Genomic DNA, 25,584 nt, shown 5'->3' on the forward strand with positions numbered 1-25,584 from the left:
AGGTGCAAAAATGAATCAAGGGTATTTATGTCTCGTCCTGCATGCTCATCTGCCATACGTCCGTCATCTGGACCGGGAGGACTATTTGGAAGAGAAATGGCTGTATGAAGCGTTGGTCGAGTCCTATATTCCCCTCTTGATGGGGTGGGAGAGGCTTGTGGCCGAGAATGTTGATTATCGGGTGACGCTCTCACTCTCCCCGACTTTGCTCACGATGTTGGCTGATCCGCTCGTTCATGAACGGACAAGAAAATATTTGGCCTCCCGACTTGAATTGGCATTAAAAGAAGGGAAACGCACGGCGCAGCATCCAAAAGAATACCGTTTAGCCAAAATGTATCAAGAGCGATTTCGCGAAATCGCGTCTTACTGCAATAAATACCAATACAATTTGATTCCAGCATTCGCCAGACTGCGCGATACCGGTCGACTTGAGTTGATCACGAGTACGGCGACACATGCCTTTCTGCCGTTCATTGAGACAGAAGAAGCAATCCGAGCGCAAATACTGAATGGAATCGAGACGTTTGATCAGGTGTTCGGGTATAAGCCGCAGGGTATATGGCTGCCGGAGTGCGGATATTCGCCAGGTGTTGATAGACTGTTGCGTCAAGCGGGAATTCGTTATTTCTTCGTCGACCATCATGGAATTGAACATGCCACCCCGAAGCCTAGAAGAGGAATACATGCTCCGCTTTTAACCGAGTATGGCGTGGCTGCATTTGCTCGAGACCCGGAATCATCCGAGCAGGTGTGGAGTTCGTATATCGGTTATCCGGGCGATTACGATTATCGCGAATATTATCGGGATATTGGCTTCGATTTGGATTTGGATTATATCGCTCCCTATATTCACCCATCCGGCATCCGAGTGAACACAGGTCTAAAGTATCATCGGGTCACTGGAAATAATGGGGAGCCCAAAGCCTATTATCATCCGGGCAGGGCAACAGAGAAGGCGGCCAGTCACGCGGGACATTTTCTTTGGCAACGCGAACAGCAGGTGCTTAAGCTTTGTGAGAAGCTGGACCGGGAACCGATCATTGTTGCTCCCTATGATGCGGAATTATTTGGGCATTGGTGGTATGAAGGACCGCAATTTCTTGAATTTCTCATGAAGAAGATTGCCTATGACTCGGATGTCATCCACATGATAACTCCGACTGAATATTTGGATAAATATCAAGAGAATGATTGCGGCAGGCTCCCGATGTGCTCCTGGGGGCGCAACGGCTACGGGGAAGTCTGGTTAAATCAGACAAATGATTGGATGTATCGACACTTGCATCAAGCGGAAAAGCGGATGGTCGAGATGGTCACCACTACAACCAAGCCCACCGAATTGGAACAGCGAATGCTCCAGCAGGCCGCTCGTGAACTAATGCTTGCCCAAAGCAGCGACTGGGCTTTTATTATGGACAACAAGTCGATGGTGGAGTATGCCATCCGGCGATTCCATGATCATCTCTCCCACTTTACTCAATTGTACGAGAATTGGAAGCAAGGACACATTGATGAGCAGAAACTGTCTGTGTGGGAGAAGCAGTTTCCGATCTTTTCAGGCAATAATCCAGCGTACTATATCCCAAGACATGCGCATACATTGAACGTAGCTCAAAATCATGTTGCTGCCGGAATTGCCCTATTCCCTGCGGATCCATTCGATACGCCTAAACTGCGCATCTTTATGCTCAGCTGGGAGTTTCCGCCTCACTCCGTTGGTGGCTTATCCAAAGCCGTCTATGATCTATCTCGTTACCTAGCATTGCAGCATGTAGAGGTACATCTTCTAACGAGTTACGTGGAAGGGGCGGAGGAACACGAGGTGGTGGAGGGCGTTTATGTCTATCGTTTGCGTACGCATCAGCCGCCTTGGCAAACCGAGTTTTTGGATTGGGTCTTCCAACTGAATCTCGCCATGATCGACAAAATGGAGCAACTGCTAGAACAAGGACTGGAAGTGGATCTGATTCACGCTCATGATTGGCTCGTCGCTTTTGCGGCAGAGGAGGCCAAAGAGCGGTTCAGTCTCCCTATTCTCACGACCATTCATGCGATGGAGCACGGGCGAAACCAGGGGATTCACACTCCGCTTCAAGCGAACATTCACAGGATTGAACATCGTTTGGTCGATCACTCGGATCGTGTGATCGCATGCAGTCAATATATGGCCTCGGAATTAAGTCGTCATTTTGATGTGCCGTTCGACAAGATAACGGTTGTCCCGAATGGGATCGAGGTCCCTCAAGGACTCAAGCAGCCAGAAGAGTTGAGTAACATCCGCTTGCAAATTGCATTGCCCGAAGAACGAATTGTTTTTTTTGTTGGACGAATGGTGCGGGAAAAAGGAGTCCAGCTATTGCTTGAAGCCGCTCCACGAATTCTTAGCGAGCACCCTGAAGCCAAGTTTGTCCTCGCCGGAAAAGGCCCAATGCTTGAAGAACTGCAGTTAATAGCTCAAGAGCTTGGACTCTGCGATAAGGTTTTGTTTCTCGGATTCATCGAGGATGAGTTGCGGAATGCGATTTTCCAGTTGGCGGATGTGGCGGTATTTCCCAGCTTGTATGAGCCGTTTGGGCTCGTCGCGCTAGAAGCGTCTTCTTTTCGCACACCGCTTTTGGTAGCGGACACAGGTGGGCTGTCCGAGATCGTGACGCACGGGCTTAACGGTCTCAAGGTTTATCCAGGAGATGTTGCCTCCTTAGAAACACAGCTGATCTGGCTTTTGGATCATCCTGAACAAGGGAAGGGAATGGCGCTTGAGGCCTATCAGTCGATGCAGGCAACCTATAACTGGACGCAAATCGCGAAAGAAACGATTGATCTGTATCACCTCTTATTACCCGAGAGAGAGGTTCTCTCAACCTAAGGAGGAAAAGCAATGAAGGCTGTAATCATGGCTGGCGGCAAAGGAACCCGCCTACTCCCGATGACGTCCAAGACACCTAAGCCGATGGTTCCCTTGTTAAATCGTCCTTGCATGGAATATATTATCGACCTCTTAAAAAAACACGGAATAACAGATATCGCAGTGACTGTTCAGTATTTGCCAGAAGTGATGAAAAGCTATTTTGGTGACGGCTCGTCGTTTGGCGTCTCGATGACCTATTTTGAAGAGACGGTTCCGCTTGGGACGGCGGGAAGCATCAAGAATTGTGAAGAGTTTCTTGATGATCGCTTCATTGTCATTAGCGGGGACGCGTTGACGGATATCAATCTGACGGAAGCCATTGACTACCATCTGGAAAAAGAGGCGCTCGCTACTCTTGTTTTGACACATGTGGAGAATCCGTTGGAATTCGGGATGGTCATGACCGATGACGATGGTCGAATTGTTCGTTTTCTGGAAAAGCCGACATGGTCAGAGGTGTTTACCGATACGGTAAACACAGGCATATACATCTTGGAGCCGCGTGTGCTCGCCTATATCCCAAAAGATCAAGAGTTTGATTTTAGCAAGGATCTGTTTCCGCAATTGCTGGCTCAGAATAATCCTTTATACGGGATGGCTTCGAATGGCTATTGGTCTGACATCGGTTCCATGGAGATTTATCGTCAAGCGCAATTTGACATGCTCGATGGTCATGTCAATGTATCGATTAAAGCTCAGGAGATCGCTCCACGCATTTATCTTGAGCCTGGAGTCCGCATCGATTCCTCCGTAAGGATTGAGGGTCCCGCCTATATTGGAGAGAAGAGCTATCTTCAAGTAGGATCGTCGGTAGGTGCCTATTCCGTTGTAGGGAGCAATGCCCTCATCTCAAGCGGCGCCAAGTTGACCCAAACAATCCTTTGGGAAAATGTGTATGTGGCCAAACAAACAGAGGTAACAGGAGCGACGATTTGCCGTAACTCCAGCATTTATGAGAGTGCTTCTGTCCGCGATGGAGCCGTGATTGGTGACCATTGCCGAATCGGTGCCAAATCCGTGATCAATCCCAATGTGAAAATATGGCCGCACAAAGAAGTGGAAGAAGGAGCGACGGTCAATTCTTCCATGATCTATGGAAGCAAGTTTACCAAGAACCTGTTTGGGAACCGGGGTATTAAAGGTGTCGCCAACGTGGAGTTGACACCGGAGTTCGTCAGTCGTCTGGCTGCGGCATACGCTTACCTGATTAAACCGGGAAGCAGGATTGCGGTTTCTGCTTGCCCTCATCCGTTTGCCCAGCTTTTGAAGCACAGCCTGATGACGAGTCTGTGTTCAGCCGGCATTGATACTGTTGATTTCGGGGTGACCAATACTCCTGTTACCCGATACGGAATTCGCAGTTTCGCTTGCCATGGCGGTATCCACTTGATGATGAAGGAGCAGGGCGATGAGAAAATGATGCTGATGGAGTTCTACGATCATCAAGGACTGCCGATCTCGCGAGACTATCAAAAGCGGATCAACAACGCCTACTGGCAAGAAACCTATGCGAGAAGCTTAACCGATCAACTGGGGAACCTCTCTATCGAACATGGGGTAGAGCAAGCCTATTTGCAAGCCATTCTTGGCGATCTGGACGCCGACTCCATTCGTCGTCATCGGATGAAGGTAATGGTGGAGGGCGACCAACGGTATGTACCCGCGTTTTTGACTCCTTTTTTAAATCAGATTGGCGTTGAGGTCATCTATCGTCCGATTCAGGAAGGGGTCGTCAAGCATCAGGCGGACCTGGGAATTCAATTAGAGCGAAGCGGGGAGCAATTCTACCTCTTTAGTGAAACAGGCGAGCGGATTCTGCCGGAGAAGCTTTTGGCCCTTCAACTATTGGCGTGCTTTCAGAAGAAATCAACCGTTCGTATCGGGCTGCCGGTGAGTGCGCCGCTTGAATTGGAGCATATTGCCCGGATTGCCAATGTGGAGATTGTACGCACAAAAGTGACACCACGCGCCATGATGGAGGTTTCCTCAGAAGCCCGATTCCAGCCGTTGTTCGACGCGATCTACAGCTTGGTGAAAATTATCGAGCTGATGGCGGTTCAAGAGAAAAAGCTGAGCCAACTGATCGCCCCGCTTCCCTCATGCTTTATGGAGCGGAAAACCGTCTTCTGTCCGCTCGCCTCTAAAGGCAAAGTCATGCGCAAAATGATGGAGGAAATGAAAGGCGAACAGCTTGAGCTTGTCGACGGAATAAAGGTATACGATCCAAGCGGATGGGTGTTGATCCTGCCAGACGCGGATGAAGCAGAGGTGGCGATCATTTCGCAGGGGAATAGTCAGCAGCAGGCATCCTCGTTAGTCTCCTCGTACGCCAAGCGGGTATATGAGTTTCAGCAAACGTAACAGCAAACGTAAGGACTAGATCCAACGAATGAGAGGAAGTGACCTGGGTGCCAAGACCTCTCGTAATCGGAAATGGCAAGATGCTCATTAACTTTGACGAGAAGCTGCAAATGCGTGATCTCTATTATCCTTACGTCGGTCAGTTAAATCATATCGGCGGTCAGTTCAACAAGGTAGGGGTTTGGGTAGATGAACAATTCAGCTGGCTGGATGAGGACAGTTGGGAGCGTAAGATCGGCTATCAGGCTGAATCGCTTGTCACGGATGTTCAAGCAATCCATCACCAGTTGGGCGTGAAGCTGACGATTGCCGATGCCGTCCATCAGCGGGAAACCATTTATCTAAAGCGCGTGAAGATTGAGAACCTGCTCCCTCATGATCGGGAAATCCGTCTGTTTTTTCATCTGGATCTAAGCTTAAACGAGTCGGAGGTGGGGGATACGGCTGTTTACGATCCCCTGCTTCATACTGTTTATCACTATAAACGCAACGTCTATGTGCTCTCAAACGGCTCCACTCCTCAAGAGGGGATCTTTCAATACAGCGTGGGAATCAAGCGCTTTAATCACGCGGAAGGAACCTGGCGGGATGCGGAGGATGGCCGCCTGGAAGGGAACCCGATTGCCCAGGGTTCCGTGGACAGTACGATTTCCTTTCGCTTGCGGGTACCTGCGGGAGATTCCCAAACCCTCTACTACTGGATTTGCGTTGGAGATTCCTACACTAAGGTCAAGGAACACAACCAATATGTATTGGAGAATCAGCCAGAACGTCTGTTGAATCGGGTCCAGATTTATTGGCGGGAATGGGTGAATAAAAACAAAAACTCTTTCGCTAATCTGTCAGATGAACTTGTTCAACTTTACAAACAAAGCTTGCTGATCGTCCGGACACAGATTGATCAACACGGTTCGATACTTGCCGCCAACGATTCCGATATCCTGCAGTATAACCGGGATCACTACAGCTACACCTGGCCGCGCGACGGAGCCTTGATCGCTTATGCGATGGGGCAGGCGGGATATGACGGAGCGGTGAACAATTTTTATGAATTTTGCAGCCGGGTATTGTCCCAAGAGGGATATTTGCTGCATAAATTCAATCCGGATGGTTCCCTTGGCTCCAGCTGGCATCCCTACATTCAGGACAAGGAAGTTCAGTTGCCGATTCAAGAGGATGAGACGGCTCTTGTGTTGTTTGCCTTGTGGGAACATTATCGCAAAACGAAACAGATTGAATTCTGTCAATCCCTGTATGCCTCGTTTATTCGTCCGGCAGCCAAATTTCTGCATACCTATCTTCATCCAGAGCTTGATCTTCCATTACCCAGTTATGATTTATGGGAGGAGCGCCGCGGAATTTTTACCTTCACCGCATCGACGGTTTATGCGGGACTGATGGCGAGTGCCAACTTTGCCAAGCTGTTTGGAGATGAGCATCGACACATTCGCTACAAGGAAGCGGCTGAGCGGGTGAAGCGTGGGATGCTTTCTCACTTGTACGATGAGGCGGCAGGGCGGTTTTTGCGAGGGATTTATCTGGAGCAAGACGGAAACTACCGCAAGGATTACACCGTAGAGAGCAGCTTGTTTGGCGTTTTCTCATTTGGCGTATTGCCAGCCGATGATCCGCGGGTGGTCAGTACGATGGAAGTCGTGAAGAAAAGTCTCGTTGTCCAATCTCCAATCGGCGGTTACGCGCGTTACCAGGGAGATTATTATTTTCGCAAATCCCCAGACATTGCGAGAATTCCAGGGAATCCGTGGATCATCTGCACGCTGTGGGTAGCGGAGTGGGAAATCGCCAAGGCAACATCTCTTCAGGAATTGGATGAGCCTTTGCAAAAGCTGGAGTGGGTCTTACGCCATGCAATGGAAAGCGGCGTTTTGCCTGAGCAGCTTGATCCATATAGTGGTGCCCCGGTATCTGTCGCTCCATTAACCTGGTCGCATTCTACATACGTCTTGACGGTCGTGAAATACGTGGAAAAACATTGCCAAATTCGCTTGGAACAGGGAGGAAGCCAATGAAGAAAATCGCTTTTGGAACAGATGGTTGGCGCGCGATTCTGGCCGATCAGTTTACGTTGGAAAATGTGCGAATTGTCGCACAAGCCATCGCTTCCTACACCTTGGAGAACGACTTGCAGGAGCAAGGCATCCTGGTCGGACATGATACTCGTTTCATGGGGCGTTCCTTTGCTTTAGAGGTGGTAAGCGTACTGACCGCCAACAACATACGGGTAATGCTGGTCAACGAGGCGACTCCAACCCCTGTGCTTGCTTTTGGGGTCAAGCATTTCGCGGCAAGCGGAGCGGTGATGATTACAGCCAGCCATAATCCGCCGGAATATAACGGGATCAAATATATTCCAGAGTATGCGGGGCCTGCCCAGCCAGCGATTACGAAGCGGTTGGAAGAATGGATTGACCGTATTAGTCGTACAGGCAATATGAACAAAATCAGCTTGGAGGAAGCCTCCAGCAAAAGGCTGATGCAGTACATTTACCTGCGTCCTCATTATGAAGCGCATGTGAGACGAATCGTTCATTTTGACAAAATCAAAGAGGCCAATCTGCAATTCGTTGTCGATCCGATGCATGGGGCAGGGATTGGCTACACAAGCTCTTTGTTTCAGGAAGCAGGAATTGAAGTGACCAGCATTCATGAGGAAGAGGACCCGATGTTTGGAGGAGGTTTGCCGGAGCCTAATGAGAAGCATCTCAGGGAATTGAAGGAAGTCGTGCTGGCCCAGAAAGCTGATCTGGGACTCGCCAATGATGGGGATGCTGATCGTTTCGGAGTGATTGATCGTTTCGGACAGTATGTCCCGCCTAATCAGGTGATAGCGCTCCTGACTCGACATCTCGTAAGAAATCGGGGCTTGACCGGGCGAATTGTGCGCACAGTAGCGACTACGCATTTATTGGATCGGATTGCGGAAGGCTACGGCTTGGAAGTGGTGGAGACACCCGTCGGATTCAAGTACATTGGAGCCGAGATGCTGCAAGGGGATGTGCTGATTGGCGGCGAAGAAAGCGGAGGGTGCAGTATACTCTCTCACATTCCCGAGAAGGACGGAATTCTGATTAATCTGTTAATCGCAGAGATGTGCGCTTGGGAAGCGAAACCGCTTGATCAGATATTATCAGACCTGCACTTGGAATTCGGTGAGTGCTTCTCTACTCGAATTGACGTCAGACTTTCGGGTAAAAGCCAATTGGTTCAAAATCTGCTAGATCACCCGCCTGGTGAAGTCGCTTCCTATCGGGTACGTCAGATTAATCGTCTGGACGGAGTGAAGCTTCTTTTGGAGGATGGACATTGGGTACTCATTCGTCCATCCGGTACGGAGCCTTTGCTTCGCATTTATTTGGAGGCGACCAACGCGACTGCCCTTGCCAAACTGGAGGAAGCGATTATGGACTGGTTTATTGAAGTGAATGTGTGACTGTTATGGCGGTTCAATAATAGAGGGGCTCACCGTGTTGGTGAGCCCCTTTTCACATGTCATAGAAGCAACAGAAAGTTTCAAGCCATTTGAAGCGTTGCTCTTCACTCCACACTTGAAATTTTGTTACAATGGAAGACTAAGGGCATAAACACAGGAGTGAACTTTAATGAGATGGGCGGGTATGATGTGAAGTTCGATCAACAAGTACTGAATGCTTTTCTTGGAGAAGTCAAACTTCATAGTCCGTCTGATGATGATCCCGTTGTGGTGACCCATGTTCCATCGCCGTGGGAAGTGGTGGGGACAGGGAACTACGCGGGGGTATTCGGGCACCCGGATTATCCTGATCTTGTTGTGAAGCTGTATGCGCCGGGCCGACCGGGTATTGAGCGGGAGAAAGAGGTCTATCAGCGGCTGGGGGCAACCCGCTATTTTCCAGAATGTCATCAGACTGGGGAGAATTATCTTGTGTTGACACGGATCAAGGGAATTTCGCTGTTTGACTGTGTGCGTTATGGAATCCCAGTGTTGCCGCAAGTCATTGAAGATGTGGAGGAAGCTCTTGGCGTTGCGAGGGATAAAGGGCTGTTCCCTCACGACGTGCATGGTAAAAATGTGTTGATGTATCAGGGCAGAGGCTATTTGATTGACGTTTCGGATTACTATAAGAACGAATATGACAAGAAGTGGCACGATCTACGCAAAGCGTATTACAAGGTTTACTTGCCCTTTCTCAAGGATCGTGGCTGGAAAATCCCGTTGTGGGTTCTGGACGGCGTCCGCAAGGGGTATCGAATGTACCGAAAGTTGAAGCGTTTGTTTGATTGAGCTTCTGATCTTGTGTTACAATTTCGTGTGTCGCAAATAGAGGAGGACTTGCCAAGATGTATTACATAATCGCTTTCGTAGTGGTTGTACTCGATCAGCTAACCAAATATTTGATCGTCAAAAATATGGAGATAGGTCAGTCGATTCCGCTGTGGCCTGGTGTTTTTCAATTGACCTCTCATCGCAATATGGGAGCAGCTTTTGGAATCTTACAAAATCAACGCACACTATTTATCATCATTACCGTGGCTGTGATTATCGGAATTATTGTGTCGATGGTTCGTATAGGCCGCAAACAACCGGGACTCTCAGTAGCGCTTGCCCTGGTATTGGGCGGGGCGATCGGGAACTTTATCGATCGCGCAGTGACAGGGAGAGTCGTAGACTTTTTAGATTTTACGTTGATTCACTTCCCCATCTTTAATGTGGCGGATAGCGCGATTACCATTGGGGTGGCGCTCTTGATTCTTGATGTGGTGCTGGATTCCAAGCGAAGCAGCCGGTAGATTAGGTTGCATGATTCAGCCGAAATCCGTTCACATTAGGAAAAAACCAAACGGTCATGACCGTTTGGTTGACCGCTTAGCGGTCACATCCAATTTTATGAAAAACGTCGAGACGTTTTTCACATAAAGAGTAGGAGATTACCATGAACGATACAGCAGTTTTTGAACGATTTGACTGGACAGTCGAGACTGAACAAAAAGGCGAACGGATTGACAAATTCATCACCTCGCAAAATGAAGATTGGTCCCGTTCACAGGTACAAGCCTGGATCAAGGAAGGCCGTGTAACCGTAAATGGAGAGCCGAGTAAAAACAATTACAAGGTAGCCGTTGACGACGAAGTCAGCCTGTGCGTACCGCCGCCGAAGGAACTGAATATCAAACCGGAAGCGATGGATTTGGCTATTGTCTATGAGGACGAGGATGTCGTGGTCGTCAACAAGCAGCGTGGATTGGTCGTCCATCCGGCCCCAGGGCATTACAGTGGGACGTTGGTGAACGGCTTATTAGAGCACTGCAAAGATTTGTCAGGGATCAACGGGGTTCTGCGACCAGGGATTGTGCATCGGATTGACAAGGATACCTCCGGGTTGCTCATGGTCGCCAAAAATGACAAGGCACATATGGGGCTTGCCGAGCAACTGAAGAACCATACCGTGAATCGCAAATACGTAGCCATCGTCCATGGCGTGATTCAGCATGAGATGGGCACCATTGATGCGCCAATCGGGCGTGATCCGAAGAACCGCCAACAGATGGCTGTGGTGTTTGAGAATAGCAAGCCGGCTGTTACCCATTTTGTTGTTCTGGAGCGTTTCAAGGATTTCACCTTGGTTGAGTTGAAACTGGAAACAGGTCGAACCCACCAAATTCGGGTGCATATGAAGTACATTGGCTTCCCGCTCGCGTCAGATCCGAAGTACGGTCCGAAAGATACGCTGGAGCTTGACGGACAAGCCCTGCACGCCAAGACATTAGGCTTCGAGCATCCAAGAACAGGTGAATATCTGGAGTTTGAAGCGGAACTTCCTGCTGATATGCAAGAAGTGATCGCATTTTTACGCCAACAATAGGTTGACAGACACGATTCGACATGGCATAATGCAAATAACAAATGCGAAACCTTTAAATCCAGTCCAGAGAGGCTGGCAAGGAAGACGGATCATATCTGTGAGGGTAGGGATACTTGTATCCTTTACTTGAACACGATCTCAAGCTTCTTGTCAGTGGACAAGAAGCTTTTTTACGTCTACCAACGGTTAGTATCTGACTGGCGAAGCATACGGCAAGCCGGCAGGGGAAAGTTTGGGAGGTGGAAACGTGAGTGAAGTAAGCATCATCATGGACGAATCCGCAATCCGACGGGCGATGACCCGGATTGCCCACGAGATTATCGAACGCAATAAAGGAGTCGAGGATTGCGTCATTGTGGGGATCAAAACACGAGGTGTCTATCTCGCGGAAAAAATCGTCCAAAGAATCGAGCAGATTGAGAACGTGAAGGTTCCGGTGGGAGAGTTGGATATTACCTTTTACCGTGACGATTTGACTCACAAGGCAGAAGATGCGGTGTTTCAGGGAGCCAAACTTCCAGGAGACATCACAGGCAAAACCATCATCCTGATAGACGATGTGCTCTACACAGGCAGAACCGTTCGGGCAGCACTGGATGCGGTCATCGATCAAGGAAGACCCAAAATGATTCAGTTAGCCGTTCTGGTTGACCGCGGGCATCGAGAACTTCCGATTCGCCCTGATTACATTGGCAAAAACGTCCCGACCTCCAAAAGCGAGATTGTCTCCGTACAGCTTGCTGAAGTGGATGGAATGGATCGCGTAACGATTCATAAAGAAAGTGAATAATCCTCTTTAATACGAATCCTGTGAGGTTTGTAAGGGGAGTACGCTCTGGAATCGATGTTCGGTGAGGACCGAATGTTCAGATTGGAGTCTACCTCTTTGCGCCTCGCAAAGAGGTTTTTTTATTAAAAACAGAAAGCAGGGAGAGCTATGAATCAAAAAAATTACATTGATGTTCATGAGATGCCAGGCATCTCCAAGTGGTTACCCCTTAGTATTCAGCACTTATTCGCCATGTTCGGCGCAACTGTATTAGTACCTATGTTAACAGGCTTGCAACCGTCTGCCGCACTTTTTTCCAGCGGGATCGGTACACTTCTCTTCCTGATCATCACCAAGGGTAAGATTCCAAACTACCTGGGTTCATCCTTCGCCTTCATCGGACCGATTATCACAGTGTCCGCCAAATTCGGGATCGGAACTGCCTTGCTCGGCTGTATGTTCTCCGGGTTGCTCTACATCCTGGTCTCATTCATTGTCTACAAGAGCGGTGTCAACTGGCTGAATCGCGTGTTGCCGCCAGCGGTAATCGCTTCGATCATCGTGGTGATCGGGCTTAGCCTTGCGGGTGTCGCGGTTGATATGGCAACAAAGGTAACAGTGGACGGCAAATCGGTAATCTCCTTAACCTCCATTGAGATATCGCTGGTCACCGTAATCGTCACAGTGCTAACAGCAGTGCTGCTTCGTGGATTCTTTGCTCTCATCCCGATCTTGATTGGTATCCTCGTCGGTTATCTCTATACACTGGTTCGTCATCCTGACTTGATCGTCTGGGAAAAAGTAACGTCTGCTCCTTTGTTCGCTTTCCCTGATCTTAAGGTCGGTGCAGTATCCGAGGCTTTCCACAATGGTGGCTGGATTCCGGCGCTGATTATCGCGCCAATCGCATTCGTCACACTAGCTGAACACTTGGGCCACTTGCTCGTAACCAGTAAAGTAATGGACCGTGACTTGATGAAAGACCCTGGTTTGCACCGCAGTATCCTGGGAGACGGGGTTGCAACCACGCTGGCTGCCTTCTTCGGTGGCCCACCAGCTACCACTTACGGTGAGAACATCGGCGTACTCGCCATCACGCGTGTCTACAGTCGCTACGTAATCGGTTTGGCTGCAGTACTTGCCATCGTCTTCTCCTTCATCGGCAAAATCAGCGGACTGTTGATGACCATCCCGACTCCGGTGCTTGGTGGAGTATCCATCATCCTGTTCGGTATCATCGCGGCGCAAGGTTTGCGCATGTTCGTCGAGAATCAAGTGGATTTCTCTAACAAACGCAACATGATCATCTCCGCAGCAATTCTCGTAACAGGAATTGGCGGATATAAAATCAGCTTTGAAGGAGCTACCTTCTGGCAATCCTTCTTAACCAACCTGACCATCGATAACATCGCATTCTCCACTTTCCTCGGGATGATCCTGCATGCGATTCTGCCAGGAAAAGAATCCGCGATGGGAGAAGCGCATAAAGAACAGCAAAAACAAGTCGCATAATCTTGATCCTTTAAATCGGCACAGAGAGGCTGGTAAGGAGTGCGGGCACGATGCTTGCACAACAAGTTTTCGCATGATGAACATGCCGAAGCTTCTTACCTCACGCCTTTCTGGGCTAATGGTAAGAAGCTTTTTTTACTAAACTGATGAGGATGGTGGATTTGATGAACAAGCTCTTAAATCTTACAGGGATGAAGAATCTGACAACAACGCAAATTGAGGCAATCCTGGCAAGAGCAGACTTCTGGGCGAAGCAGTCAGGGGTTCAGATAGATCGCTTGAATGGTCGCTTTGTAGCGAATCTGTTCTTTGAACCAAGCACCCGGACTCGCTTTTCTTTTGAAGTAGCAGAGAAGCGCTTGGGAGCCAATGTCCTCAACTTCAACGCCGAGACCTCCTCTACAACCAAAGGCGAAACCATGTATGACACGCTGAGAACGCTTGAAGCCATGGGCGTGGAAGCGGCCGTCATCCGCACGAGCCAAAACAACGTGATTGAGAATATCGCAAATCAAGTCGGCCTGGCTGTTGTCAATGCGGGAGACGGCACCAATGAGCATCCGACCCAATGCTTGCTTGATCTTTTGACCATGAAGCAACAATTTGGACAGCTTGAAGGACTGAAGGTTGTGATTGCTGGGGATCTCTTGCACAGTCGCGTCGTCGGCTCGCACCTGGAAGCATTGCCTAAGCTGGGCGTGAAGCTAATGCTCGCTGGTCCGCCATCGATGCTTCGACCACAGGAAGAACTTCCTGCGGGAGTGCAGACTGTCGACTTTGACGAGGCCGTACGGACAGCGGATGTCGTGATGATGCTGCGTGTTCAATTGGAACGCCACAATCACCAGCTGTTTGATTCGAATGAAGCGTACCATCAAGCGTATGGTCTGACCTTGCAGCGCGAGCGTGAGATGAAGCCAAGCGCGGTGATCATGCACCCAGCGCCAGTCAATCGCGGAGTAGAAATCCACACGGACCTCGTCGAGTGCGAGCGCTCCCTGATTTTTAAACAAGTGACCAATGGTGTAGCGGTCCGCATGGCGGTACTGGAATATGCGATGAACGGGGGAATTGGAACATGGGAATCGTCCTTAGAAACGGTAAACTCTTAAACGAAGCAGGCGAATTGATTTCACAAGATATTAAAATCGAAGGAGATCGCATTGTCCAAATCGCTGATAAGCTGGAACTAGATACAACGGAAGATGAAGTGATTGATCTAAAAGGCAAGTTTGTCACTGCCGGATTTATCGATATGCATGTGCATCTGCGTGAACCGGGTTTCGAAGCCAAGGAAACCGTTGAGACAGGAGCGAAGGCAGCGGTACGAGGCGGATACACAACCGTAGCTTGCATGCCAAATACACGCCCGGTGATCGACAGCCCGGAAACGGTCAAATACGTGCTCGACAAGGCGAATGAAGCCGGGTTGGCTAGAGTACTGCCGTATGGAGCAATCACCGTAAGAGAGCTTGGTCAGGAGCTAACCGATTTCACCGCGCTAAAAGAAGCGGGAATCGTCGCCGTCACAGATGACGGTGTGGGTGTGCAATCCAGCGCCATGATGAAGGAAGCGATGAAACGCGCGAAGGAATTGGAGCTATCTGTTGTCGCTCACTGCGAAGACGACTCGCTCCTGATCCACGGAAGCGCATTACACGACGGTGTGGTAGCCAAACGTCACGGTTTGCCAGGAATCCCGTCTGAATCCGAATCCATCCATGTTGGACGCGATATTCTCTTGGCGGAGCAAACGGGTGTACACTACCACGTCTGCCACATCAGCGCCAAGGAGTCCGTGCGATTGGTACGAGACGGCAAGCGAGCTGGTGTCAATGTGACCACGGAGGTAACACCTCACCATCTCTTGCTGTGTGATGAAGATATTCCAGAGAACCTGGATGCGAATTGGAAAATGAACCCGCCACTGCGCTCTCGTGAGGATCGCGCGGCACTGATCGCCGGATTAAAAGAGGGCACAATCGATATTATCGCGACTGACCATGCTCCACATACAGAAGAAGAGAAAGCAAAAGGACTCGAGCGAGCACCTTTTGGAATCGTCGGCCTGGAGACGGCGTTCCCGCTCTTGTACACACACCTGGTGTTGACTGGAGAGCTGAGCTTGTCTGAGTTGGTAGAGAAGATGAATCGGAAGCCGGCGGAAATTTTTAACCTGCCCTTTGGAAAACTAGGCGTAAATGAAATCGCAGACTTGGTCGTGATTGATTTGGATAATGAAAAGACAATTGATCCGCAAGATTTCCACAGCAAAGGAAAGAACACACCATTCACTGGATGGAACTGCAAGGGCTGGACAGCGCTTACGATCGTAGATGGACGAATTGTCTATCGCGATGAAGTGTAGAAGATAAATAGTTAAAAGCTCGTAAAGAAGCAATAGGAGGAGACGACATGCGCGCAAGATTAATCCTGGAAGACGGAACAGAATGCATTGGAACATCATTTGGAGCCGTGACGGAGACGTTGGGAGAAGTAGTGTTTAATACAAGTTTGACTGGTTACCAAGAGGTGATTTCTGATCCCTCCTACTGTGGCCAGATTGTTGTCATGACCTACCCGATGATCGGTAACTACGGAATCAACCGGGATGACTTTGAAGCGGTTCGACCTTTTATCCACGGTTTTGTCGTAAGAGAAGAGTGTGATAGCCCAAGCAACTGGCGCAACACACAGACATTAGATGAGCTATTAAAAGCTTACGAGATTCCTGGTATTGCAGGAGTAGACACACGCATGCTGACTCGCAAAATCCGTCACTACGGCACCTTGCGTGGATTGATTACGACGAGCGAGACACCAACAGAAGAATTAGTCGCTTCACTCAAAGCTTCTACCTTGATGAGCGATCAGGTCGCTCGCGTGTCAACGAAAAATGTGTTCAGCTGCCCGGGAACAGGACATCGAGTGGTGCTGGTGGACTTTGGATCCAAGCACGGAATTCTGCGTGAGCTCACCAAACGAGGCTGTGATGTGGTTGTCGTACCGTACAACGTAACGGCGGAAGAGATCAGACGCATTCAACCAGATGGTATCTTGCTCTCTAACGGCCCTGGGGACCCTAAGGACGTACCAGAAGCGATCACCATGATTAACGAGATTTTGGGCGAGTACCCACTGTTCGGAATTTGTTTGGGACACCAGCTCTTCGCTCTTGCTTCAGGGGCTGACACAGAAAAAATGAAATTCGGCCATCGTGGCGGCAATCATCCTGTGAAGGAACTGACGACAGGACGTACCTACATCACTTCACAGAATCACGGTTACGCCGTTAAACAGGATTCCATTGCTGGGACTGGCTTGGAAGTCACACACTTGGCTCTCAATGATGGAACTGTTGAAGGACTGCGTAATGTGAACAAGCAAGCATTTTCCGTGCAGTATCACCCAGAAGCGGCCCCAGGCCCATACGATTCAGGATATTTGTTCGATCAGTTCATCCACATGATCGAAACCGCCAAGGAGGAGAAAACATATGCCAAAATTAGATAATCTCAAAAAAATTCTCGTAATTGGATCAGGTCCGATCGTCATTGGGCAAGCAGCCGAGTTCGACTATGCGGGAACACAAGCGTGCGAAGCCTTGAAAGAAGAAGGTATGGAGGTTGTACTGATCAACTCCAACCCAGCAACCATCATGACCGATACCAACATGGCAGACAAAGTGTACATCGAGCCAATCACGCCAGAGTTCGTTGCGCAAGTTATTCGTCAGGAGAAGCCAGACGGTCTCTTACCTACACTTGGCGGACAAACTGGCTTGAATATGGCTGTGGCACTTGCTGAAGCGGGTGTTCTTGAACAAGAGAATGTAAAGCTTCTGGGAACCAAATTATCCTCGATCAAAAAAGCGGAAGACCGCGACCTGTTCCGCGCGCTGATGAACGAGCTGGGTGAACCAGTTCCTGAGTCCGAGATCGTAACGACTGTCGAAGAAGCGATTGATTTTGCTAATCGAATTGGTTATCCGGTGATTGTGCGCCCTGCTTATACGCTCGGGGGTACAGGCGGCGGGATTTGTGATGATGAAGAAAGCTTGCGTGAGATTGTCACTAGTGGTTTGAAGTACTCGCCAATTACCCAATGCTTGATCGAGAAAAGCATCGCGGGCATGAAAGAAATCGAGTACGAAGTAATGCGCGATGCCAATGACAACTGCATCGTGGTTTGTAACATGGAAAACTTTGATCCGGTTGGCGTTCATACCGGCGATTCCATCGTAGTTGCGCCAAGCCAGACATTATCCGATAGAGAATATCAAATGCTTCGCTCATCTGCCTTGAACATTATCCGGGCATTAGGAATCGAAGGCGGCTGTAACGTGCAGTATGCTTTGGACCCGGACAGCTTCCAATATTATGTGATCGAAGTAAACCCGCGTGTAAGCCGTTCCTCTGCGCTAGCATCCAAAGCAACAGGCTATCCGATTGCCAAGATGGCGGCGAAAATCGCGATCGGCTACACCCTAGACGAGTTGAAGAATCCGGTAACGGGCCAAACTTACGCTTGCTTCGAACCAACGCTCGATTACATCGTGAGCAAAATTCCTCGCTGGCCTTTTGACAAGTTCGAATCGGCTAACCGTCGTCTCGGAACACAGATGAAGGCTACTGGTGAGGTTATGGCAATCGGCCGTACATTCGAAGAGTCCATCCTCAAAGCGGTTCGCTCCCTTGAGGTAGGTACTTACCACCTGGAGTCCAAGGAAGCGAGTCAAATTCCTGCCGAGATGATGCCTGACCGCTTGAGGGTGGCAGATGACGAGCGCCTCTTCACCATCGCGGAAGCACTACGTCGAGGAATGAGTGTCGCGGAAATCCATGAGTTGACCAAAGTAGATCTCTTCTTCCTGCACAAGCTTGAGAAGATCATTCAGTTTGAGAATATCTTAAAAGAGTTTGGCGCAACCGAAGAGAACCTGTACCAAGCGAAGCGGATGGGTTTCACCGACCGCAAAATCGCGGAACTCACCAATCAGACAGAAGAAGAGATTCGCAACTCTCGTATGAAGATGAACCTGTCACCAGTGTATAAAATGGTAGATACCTGCGCGGCGGAGTTTGAAGCCCAAACCCCGTACTACTACTCTACCTATGAGCAAGAAGACGAGCGAATCGAGACAGGGAAGAAGAATATCATCGTGCTTGGCTCTGGTCCAATCCGAATCGGTCAAGGGATTGAATTTGACTACGCCACTGTGCACGCTGTATGGGCCATCAAGGAATCTGGCTACGAAGCGGTGATTATCAACAACAACCCAGAGACCGTATCGACCGACTTCAACACTTCCGATCGTCTCTACTTCGAACCGCTTTATATTGAAGATGTCATGAACATTATTGATAGAGAAAAGCCAGAGGGTGTCATCGTCCAGTTCGGCGGTCAAACGGCGATTAATCTAGCTGACAAACTGGCGGCGCGCGGAGTGAAAATTCTCGGTACTAGCCTTGAGAATATTGACGCAGCCGAGAACCGTGAGAAATTTGAAGCCCTGTTGCGCAAGCTTGATCTGGCTCAACCACCAGGCAAGACCGTTACCACTGTGGAAGAAGCTGTAGGGGCAGCTGAGGGCCTTGGCTTCCCAGTGCTGGTTCGCCCATCCTATGTATTGGGTGGACGCGCGATGGAAATCGTCTACAACCAAGAGGAATTGCTCTCCTATATGGAGCAAGCCGTAAAAGTAAATCCTGAGCACCCAGTCCTCATCGACCGCTACATGCTGGGAACAGAGGCAGAGGTAGACGCGATCTGTGACGGGAAGAACGTACTGATCCCAGGCATCATGGAGCATATCGAACGCGCAGGGGTACACTCTGGTGACTCGATTGCGGTTTATCCGCCACAATCCTTATCAGAAGAGATCAAGCAAGAGCTGATCGAGATGACCACCAAGCTGGCGTTGGCGCTGGAAATCAAAGGCTTGCTCAATATCCAATTCGTTATCTACAAAGGTCGTCCATATGTCATCGAGGTAAATCCTCGCTCATCCCGTACGGTACCGTTCTTGTCCAAGGTGACAGGAATCCCGATGGCGAATATCGCAACCAAAGCGATTCTTGGGTACAGCATTCCAGATCAAGGCTTCGCAACGGGCTATCATCCAGAAGAACAGATGGTTTCTGTCAAGGTTCCGGTCTTCTCCTTCGCCAAACTGCGTCGTGTAGATATCACCTTAGGACCAGAGATGAAGTCGACAGGTGAAGTAATGGGCCGCGAAAAAACATTGGCAAAAGCCCTCTATAAAGGCCTGGTTGCAGCAGGCATGAACATTCCGACACACGGCTCCATTCTGGTAACCGTTGCCGACAAGGATAAAGAAGAAGCGCAAGAAATCGTAAGACGTTTCTATCAGCTCGGATTCAAGGTTGTGGCGACTCAAGGAACAGCAAGCTATCTGGAGCAAGCGGGCATTCGTGTAAGAACGGTGCAAAAGCTCTCCGAAGGCACGCCAAACCTTTTGGATGAGATTCGTACAGGTCAAGTCAATATCGTGCTCAACACGTTAACCAAAGGCAAGACACCTGCGCGCGACGGCTTCAAGATTCGCCGAGAAGCAGTTGAGAACGGAGCGGTTTGCTTAACGTCTCTCGATACAGCGAAGGCATTGTTGCATGTCCTCGAAACCATCAGCTTCTCGACAGAGGCGATGCCAGATCAGCAATTCGGCAAAGTGATGGCTGCCGCACACTAATTCAACCAACAAGATGATCAGATACGGGTAGGAGAAAGGGAGGAAGAAGCCAATGAAGATGGAGAACCGCATCATCCTGGCGCTTGATTATGGAAACAGAGAGGGAGTCGAGCGCTGCTTATCCTCTCTTGCTGGCCATGTTCAATATGTAAAAGTAGGTATGGAGCTGTATTACGCACAAGGCCCCAGCATCGTTGAATATCTGAAGCAGCAAGGCTTGAAGGTCTTCGTCGATTTGAAAGTACACGACATCCCGAATACCGCAAAAGGCGCAATGAGAAGCCTGGCAAGTCTGGGAGCCGATATGGTGAATGTGCATGTGGCAGGCGGTCTTCAGATGATGGAAGCGGCTAGAGAAGGACTGGAGCAGGGGACCTCTCCCGGAGCTTTACGTCCTCTCCTGATTGGGGTTACGATGCTGACCAGTACCAGTCTAGAGATGATGAACAACCAATTAGGTATTAGCGGAAGTGTACAGGATGCAGTGGTCTCCTATGCGAAGCTGGCTAAGCAGGCAGGCATGGACGGAGTTGTGGCCTCGCCGTTAGAAGTTCCGTTGATTAAAGAACAGGTGGGACCAAGCTTCGTAACCGTAACACCTGGAATTCGCCCGAAGGATTCCGCTTCCGATGACCAGACGCGAATTACAACACCGGAGCAGGCGTTTGCCTTGGGCAGTGATTACATCGTGATCGGACGGGCGATTACCGCACATCCCAAGCCAGCAGAAGCTTGGAAAAACATGTTGTCGGTGATTGGGCAAGCATAGAGAATCTAGGCGATAACTTAAGCCGAACGTACCGCTTATGAAAAGGGGAATGGGAACATGACCGTACAATCAAACACAGCGAAGCAAATTGCTTCGAGCTTACTCGATATCGGTGCTGTGCACCTGCGTCCAGATCAACCGTTTACCTGGACATCCGGCATCAAGTCGCCAATCTATTGTGATAATCGAATTACGATGTCCCATCCGGCTGTTCGCAGCTTGATCGCGGATAGCTTCGCGAAAGTGATTCGTGAGCGTTTTCCGCAGGCCGAAGTGATCGCTGGTACAGCGACAGCAGGTATCCCGCATGCTGCGTGGGTAGCCGAGCGAATGAATCTGCCAATGATTTATGTACGTGACAAGGCCAAAGGGCATGGACGACAAAATCAGATTGAAGGTCAACTGACGGCCAATCAAAAAGTAGTCGTAATCGAGGACCTGATCTCCACGGGAGGAAGCTCCTTGAAAGCGGCCCAAGCCGTACAGGCTGAGGGAGGAGAAGTGCTCGGAGTTGTGGCTATCTTCTCGTACCAGTTCCCTGACGCTGAACAGCAATTTGTGGAAGCGGGTATCCCACATACGACGCTCTCTCACTACACCGCACTGTTACAAGCCGCATCGGAGGCCGGAATTATTACCGCGGAGCAAGAGAAGTTATTAGCTGACTGGCGTAAATCACCCCGTACGTTTTTTTGAGAATAATTAGAGGAAGCTCCCCTGTATGGAACGCAGGGGAGCTTTTTTCTACAATTTCTCAACTAGGTTTCCATCAGTTTTCCTTAATTGCAGGCTATACTAAATCTCTATATAGTAGCCGTTTAGAGGGTGAGTGGTACATGTTCCATAAGTTTACAGTTCTTATTAAAATGATTTCTTCACGAATTCTGAGCCTTTCTTCTCCTGCTCGATTATCGGCAGCAAACTCCATCGGGCTGTTCCTTGGAATGCTTCCACTAATCGGTGTCAGACTTCCCTTTCTCTTGGTCGTTTCCTTACTCTTTCGTTTGAATTTCTTTGCCTTGCTCATCGGGATGTTCATTACGATCATCTTTCCGTTTCTTCACTTGACCACATTTTGGGTAGGAGAGAAGTTGGCTGGCTACGATATTCCGTTTTTCACGTTACGTTATCTTTCTTTTTCACACCTTGAGGAATGGACTGAAAGCGGTCAATATCATTTGGCCGGAAGTATTATCGTTGGTCTGATTCTTGCCGGATTATTCTACCCGTTGTTTCTCTTCCTGAACAAAAGGTTTATCACGAGAATAGGTCATAAAGGCAAGACAAAAGGCTTTGTTTTCATGGATGACTCCGGGAATCGCTGGAGCTTGTTCAAGAAAAGCGCCGTTCTGTTTCTGGTAACGGCCATTTTTGTCGTTTCTTTATTTGGCATCAGCATCAGCATTAATCCTTTTTTGCCTAGCTTGGGATTGCCGACAATACATAGACTCTCGGTCATGAGCCCCATAGCGGATAAGATGAGTCAGAAAACGGAGTCCGCTCTGTTAAAATTAAGTGAAAAGAAACATCCTACAGTTCAAGTAGGGTATTGGAAGCATCATTTTACGAAGCATCAAGTCTCAGGTGCTGCCAATCAGCATGAAGTCTATGCTTTTTATGTGAATTGGGATGAGAATAGTAAAAGTTCACTGGAGCACAACCTTCGTTCCATCAATGTGCTGGTGCCGGAATGGTATCGTCTCCAACCCGATTTGACGTTGTCGAATGAAACAGACGATGATGTAAAGCAGCTTGCTTTGAGCCACCAGATCAAAATCGAGCCTCTGGTGAGCAACTTTGTTAATGGAAAATGGAATAGTGATACGGTTCATCAACTGCTGCAACCGAATCAAGCGCAAAAACAATGGATTTCACAGCTTGGGGCGGAATTGAAGCGTAATGGGATGAGCGGGGTTAATATCGACTTTGAACAAGTTCATGATCAAGACCGGGATAAACTGACAGCGTTTATGACCAAATTGGCGGCTTCGTTGCATCGCCAGGGCTTGTCGGTGACCATGGATGTTCCGGCCAATGATGAGCATTACGACTATTACGCGCTGTCCAAAGTAGTCGATAAAATGATCGTCATGTTATACGACGAACACTACGCGAATGGGGAACCGGGTCCAATCTCTTCTCAAGATTGGTTTACCCATGACCTGAATGCCTTGGATATCCCGCCCGAAAAGATGATTGTCAGTCTGGGTAACTACGGCTATGACTGGGTCGAAGGCAGTCATGAGCCTGCGGATGTGCTCACGTTTGGGAGTCTGATGGAAATGGCGTCAGAGTCCAAGCTGCAAGTACGCTGGGATGACAAGAGTCGCAATCCTTATGTGACATACAAGGTAGGGGAAGATTCACACGTTGTTTGGTTTCTAGACGGCGTAACCTTCTACAACCAGTGGAAAATGGCTCTGAACAACGGTGTTAAAGACGTTGCGATCTGGAGATTGGGTTCAGAAGACCCAACGATCTGGAAGTTTTTGCACCATCCGAATAACTCGGACCTTACTCAATTGGAGAACCCTGATCCTGTCAACTACTTAGGACAAGGAGAGGTACTTAGAATATTGTCAGATGCCCAGTCAGGGAATCGGAATATCGTTTGGGATGGCGACTTCATTAAGTCTGAATCCTATGAGAAGCTTCCACAACAGTTCGAGATGATGCGGTATGGGAAACCAAAGGACAAGGAGCTCGTTCTGTCATTTGATGATGGTCCCGATCCGGAGTACACTCCGCAGATTCTGGATATCTTGAAACATTACGGGATCAAAGGCGCTTTCTTTATCGTCGGTGAGAACGGCGAAGCGAATCCGGATCTTGTTGAGCGTATTTACCGTGAAGGACATGAGGTCGGCAACCATAGCTTTACCCATCCGAACATATCGGAAGTAACTCCCTGGAGAACCAAAATGGAGTTGAACGCGACCCAACGTCTCTTCCAAGAGTTAACTGGACACTCTATGACGCTGTTTCGACCACCTTACGTAGCCGATGCGGAACCATCCACCCCGGCAGAGCTTATTCCGATCCTGCGGGCACAGGAAATGGGCTACACGATGGTGGGAGAATTGATTGACCCTAATGACTGGATGAAACCGGGGACCCAAGAAATCATCAAGCGTGTGTTGAATGATGTTCACAAGGGGAATGTGATACTTCTGCACGATGCGGGCGGAGACCGTTCCCAAACAGTCAAAGCGTTGCCGGTGATCATTGAGACGCTTCAAAAGCAAGGATATAAGTTCGTAACGATCAGTCAGCTGTTGGGCAAGACCGAGAATCAGATCATGCCAGCGGTTCAATCCCAAGAAAATCCGTTCATGACCTATGACCGAGTGGTATTTGATGGAATGATGGGCTCTCAAATGTTCGTTTCCATCGTTTTTCTATCGGCAATCGGGCTGGGGATTCTGCGCATGCTGTTCCTCGTGTACTATTCCTACCGTCAAAAAAGGAGGAGTCTTGCCTTTCAGCCAACTGATGAAACCTATCAACCATTTGTCAGTGTCGTGATTGCCGCGTACAACGAGGAGAGCGTCATTAATAAGACGATTCAGTCGATACTGAAGAGTAAGTATCCCGACTTTGAAGTAATCGTGGTCGACGATGGCTCTAAGGATAGCACGGCTGAAGTCGTACGCGAGATGTGGGGGAACCACCCTCAAGTCAGACTTATCCAGAAAGAGAACGGAGGGAAATCATCTGCCGTCAATCAGGGCTTTATGGAAGCGAAAGGCGAGATTGTTGTTGCGCTTGATGCGGACACCTTGATCTCACCAGATGCGATCCGACTCCTGGCGCGACACTTCAGCAACCCTCGTGTCGCGGCTGTATCGGGTAATGTGCGTGTGGGGAATATCCGTAATTTGTTAACGCAATGGCAGCATATTGAATATGTGACCGGCTTTAACCTGGAGCGCCGTGCCTTTTCTCAGCTGAACTGCATTACGGTTGTTCCAGGTGCCATCGGGGCATGGCGCAAAGATGTCGTGGCTAGTGTAGGATACTTCCAAGAGGATACGTTAGCCGAAGACACGGATATCACCTTAACCTTATTGCGGAAGGGCTATCAGATTGAATTTGAAGAAAAAGCGTATGCCTACACCGAGTCGCCAGAAGATGTGAAGAGCTTGCTGAAGCAACGTTATCGTTGGTCTTACGGAACCTTGCAATGTCTGTGGAAGCATCGCCCGGCGTTTGTTGAGCGGAGCCACAAACCACTTGCGTACATTGCGATGCCGAACATGTGGCTGTTCCAATACATCTTCCAGGCGCTCTCGCCACTGGCTGATATCTTCTTCTTCCTGGGACTATTCCAAGGAAATACGAAGAAGGTCATGATTTTCTACGGAATATTTTTGGCAATGGACCTGCTTAGCTCCCTGTACGCCTTTTCACTCGAAAAGGTTAACCCCAAACCGTTGCTCTGGCTGTTTATTCAGCGGTTTGTTTATCGACAGCTGATGACCTATGTGATTATCAAATCTATTATCTCGGCAATCCGGGGTGGCCAGGTCGGTTGGGGCAAATTGAAGCGGCTGGGCAATGTGGAGCAGAAGACGGGCGAAACGCTGCATACCTCACCATGACGAAATAAATGAAGCAAAAGCCTTGAGTATAACGGCGGACGCCGTTGCTCAAGGCTTTTTTCATTGATCCACGAGGAAATCGTCTTGG

Annotated in this window: 16 protein-coding genes; all 16 read left to right on the forward strand. The window is 49.2% G+C overall.

The genetic code is table 11. From position 1 onward, the window contains the following. Positions 1 to 10: 10 nt before the first annotated feature. Positions 11 to 2,869: a 1,4-alpha-glucan branching protein domain-containing protein gene (locus ACQCN2_RS08785; RefSeq protein WP_426928516.1), complete on the forward strand. Its 2,859-nt coding sequence runs from the start codon at positions 11 to 13 to the stop codon at positions 2,867 to 2,869. A 12-nt stretch (positions 2,870 to 2,881) separates the two neighbouring features. After that, complete coding sequence (locus ACQCN2_RS08790) at positions 2,882 to 5,272, forward strand: sugar phosphate nucleotidyltransferase (protein WP_426928517.1); 2,391 nt, start codon at positions 2,882 to 2,884, stop codon at positions 5,270 to 5,272. A 47-nt stretch (positions 5,273 to 5,319) separates the two neighbouring features. After that, entirely contained in the window at positions 5,320 to 7,302 is a 1,983-nt protein-coding gene (locus ACQCN2_RS08795; protein WP_426928518.1) for a glycoside hydrolase family 15 protein, read from the forward strand. Continuing rightward, positions 7,299 to 8,723, forward strand: coding sequence for a phosphoglucomutase/phosphomannomutase family protein (locus ACQCN2_RS08800; protein ID WP_426928519.1), 1,425 nt, complete (start codon positions 7,299 to 7,301; stop codon positions 8,721 to 8,723). Before ACQCN2_RS08795 ends, ACQCN2_RS08800 begins: the two co-directional genes overlap by 4 nt. 174 nt (positions 8,724 to 8,897) lie before the next feature. Beyond that, the gene (locus ACQCN2_RS08805) at positions 8,898 to 9,554 is read left to right on the forward strand and encodes a serine/threonine protein kinase (RefSeq protein ID WP_426928520.1); all 657 of its coding nucleotides are present in this window, start codon (positions 8,898 to 8,900) and stop codon (positions 9,552 to 9,554) included. Positions 9,555 to 9,610: 56 nt separating this feature from the next. Then, entirely contained in the window at positions 9,611 to 10,060 is a 450-nt protein-coding gene (lspA, locus tag ACQCN2_RS08810) for a signal peptidase II (protein WP_426928521.1), read from the forward strand. Positions 10,061 to 10,203: 143 nt separating this feature from the next. Beyond that, positions 10,204 to 11,133 (forward strand): RluA family pseudouridine synthase, encoded by a 930-nt coding sequence (locus ACQCN2_RS08815; protein WP_426928522.1) that lies wholly within the window; start codon positions 10,204 to 10,206, stop codon positions 11,131 to 11,133. Positions 11,134 to 11,380: 247 nt separating this feature from the next. Further along, on the forward strand, positions 11,381 to 11,923 hold the full coding sequence (pyrR, locus tag ACQCN2_RS08820) for a bifunctional pyr operon transcriptional regulator/uracil phosphoribosyltransferase PyrR (RefSeq protein ID WP_426928523.1): 543 nt from the start codon (positions 11,381 to 11,383) through the stop codon (positions 11,921 to 11,923). A 147-nt stretch (positions 11,924 to 12,070) separates the two neighbouring features. Then, on the forward strand, positions 12,071 to 13,414 hold the full coding sequence (locus tag ACQCN2_RS08825; protein WP_426928524.1) for a solute carrier family 23 protein: 1,344 nt from the start codon (positions 12,071 to 12,073) through the stop codon (positions 13,412 to 13,414). Positions 13,415 to 13,578: 164 nt separating this feature from the next. Then, on the forward strand, positions 13,579 to 14,526 hold the full coding sequence (locus ACQCN2_RS08830) for an aspartate carbamoyltransferase catalytic subunit (protein WP_426928525.1): 948 nt from the start codon (positions 13,579 to 13,581) through the stop codon (positions 14,524 to 14,526). Then, on the forward strand, positions 14,493 to 15,782 hold the full coding sequence (locus ACQCN2_RS08835) for a dihydroorotase (protein ID WP_426928526.1): 1,290 nt from the start codon (positions 14,493 to 14,495) through the stop codon (positions 15,780 to 15,782). The genes ACQCN2_RS08830 and ACQCN2_RS08835 overlap by 34 nt, the downstream gene beginning before the upstream one ends. 47 nt (positions 15,783 to 15,829) lie before the next feature. Further along, positions 15,830 to 16,927, forward strand: coding sequence for a carbamoyl phosphate synthase small subunit (locus ACQCN2_RS08840; RefSeq protein WP_426928527.1), 1,098 nt, complete (start codon positions 15,830 to 15,832; stop codon positions 16,925 to 16,927). Beyond that, positions 16,911 to 20,126, forward strand: coding sequence for a carbamoyl-phosphate synthase large subunit (gene carB, locus ACQCN2_RS08845; RefSeq protein WP_426928528.1), 3,216 nt, complete (start codon positions 16,911 to 16,913; stop codon positions 20,124 to 20,126). The genes ACQCN2_RS08840 and carB overlap by 17 nt, the downstream gene beginning before the upstream one ends. A gap of 58 nt (positions 20,127 to 20,184) precedes the next feature. Further along, positions 20,185 to 20,895, forward strand: a complete 711-nt coding sequence (gene pyrF, locus ACQCN2_RS08850) for an orotidine-5'-phosphate decarboxylase (RefSeq protein ID WP_426928666.1) — start codon at positions 20,185 to 20,187, stop codon at positions 20,893 to 20,895. A gap of 57 nt (positions 20,896 to 20,952) precedes the next feature. Then, positions 20,953 to 21,591: an orotate phosphoribosyltransferase gene (gene pyrE, locus ACQCN2_RS08855; protein ID WP_426928529.1), complete on the forward strand. Its 639-nt coding sequence runs from the start codon at positions 20,953 to 20,955 to the stop codon at positions 21,589 to 21,591. 140 nt (positions 21,592 to 21,731) lie between these two features. Then, positions 21,732 to 25,496 carry a DUF2062 domain-containing protein gene (locus ACQCN2_RS08860; RefSeq protein WP_426928530.1) on the forward strand — a complete coding sequence of 1,255 codons (3,765 nt, stop codon included), beginning with the start codon at positions 21,732 to 21,734 and terminating at the stop codon, positions 25,494 to 25,496. Positions 25,497 to 25,584: the final 88 nt, after the last annotated feature.

The sequence above is a fragment of the Brevibacillus ginsengisoli genome, from assembly GCF_050113715.1.
Lineage (GTDB): Bacteria > Bacillota > Bacilli > Brevibacillales > Brevibacillaceae > Brevibacillus_H > Brevibacillus_H ginsengisoli.

Excerpts from the sequence above, each read along its gene's own strand:
- ACQCN2_RS08785 (WP_426928516.1), top strand. The coding sequence starts at position 11 with ATGAATCAAGGGTATTTATGTCTCGTCCTGCATGCTCATCTGCCATAC.
- ACQCN2_RS08790 (WP_426928517.1), top strand. The coding sequence starts at position 2,882 with ATGAAGGCTGTAATCATGGCTGGCGGCAAAGGAACCCGCCTACTCCCG.
- ACQCN2_RS08800 (WP_426928519.1), top strand. The coding sequence starts at position 7,299 with ATGAAGAAAATCGCTTTTGGAACAGATGGTTGGCGCGCGATTCTGGCC.
- ACQCN2_RS08805 (WP_426928520.1), top strand. The coding sequence starts at position 8,898 with ATGGGCGGGTATGATGTGAAGTTCGATCAACAAGTACTGAATGCTTTT.
- lspA (WP_426928521.1), top strand. The coding sequence starts at position 9,611 with ATGTATTACATAATCGCTTTCGTAGTGGTTGTACTCGATCAGCTAACC.
- ACQCN2_RS08815 (WP_426928522.1), top strand. The coding sequence starts at position 10,204 with ATGAACGATACAGCAGTTTTTGAACGATTTGACTGGACAGTCGAGACT.
- ACQCN2_RS08825 (WP_426928524.1), top strand. The coding sequence starts at position 12,071 with ATGAATCAAAAAAATTACATTGATGTTCATGAGATGCCAGGCATCTCC.
- ACQCN2_RS08830 (WP_426928525.1), top strand. The coding sequence starts at position 13,579 with ATGAACAAGCTCTTAAATCTTACAGGGATGAAGAATCTGACAACAACG.
- ACQCN2_RS08835 (WP_426928526.1), top strand. The coding sequence starts at position 14,493 with ATGGGAATCGTCCTTAGAAACGGTAAACTCTTAAACGAAGCAGGCGAA.
- ACQCN2_RS08840 (WP_426928527.1), top strand. The coding sequence starts at position 15,830 with ATGCGCGCAAGATTAATCCTGGAAGACGGAACAGAATGCATTGGAACA.
- carB (WP_426928528.1), top strand. The coding sequence starts at position 16,911 with ATGCCAAAATTAGATAATCTCAAAAAAATTCTCGTAATTGGATCAGGT.
- pyrF (WP_426928666.1), top strand. The coding sequence starts at position 20,185 with ATGGAGAACCGCATCATCCTGGCGCTTGATTATGGAAACAGAGAGGGA.
- pyrE (WP_426928529.1), top strand. The coding sequence starts at position 20,953 with ATGACCGTACAATCAAACACAGCGAAGCAAATTGCTTCGAGCTTACTC.
- ACQCN2_RS08860 (WP_426928530.1), top strand. The coding sequence starts at position 21,732 with ATGTTCCATAAGTTTACAGTTCTTATTAAAATGATTTCTTCACGAATT.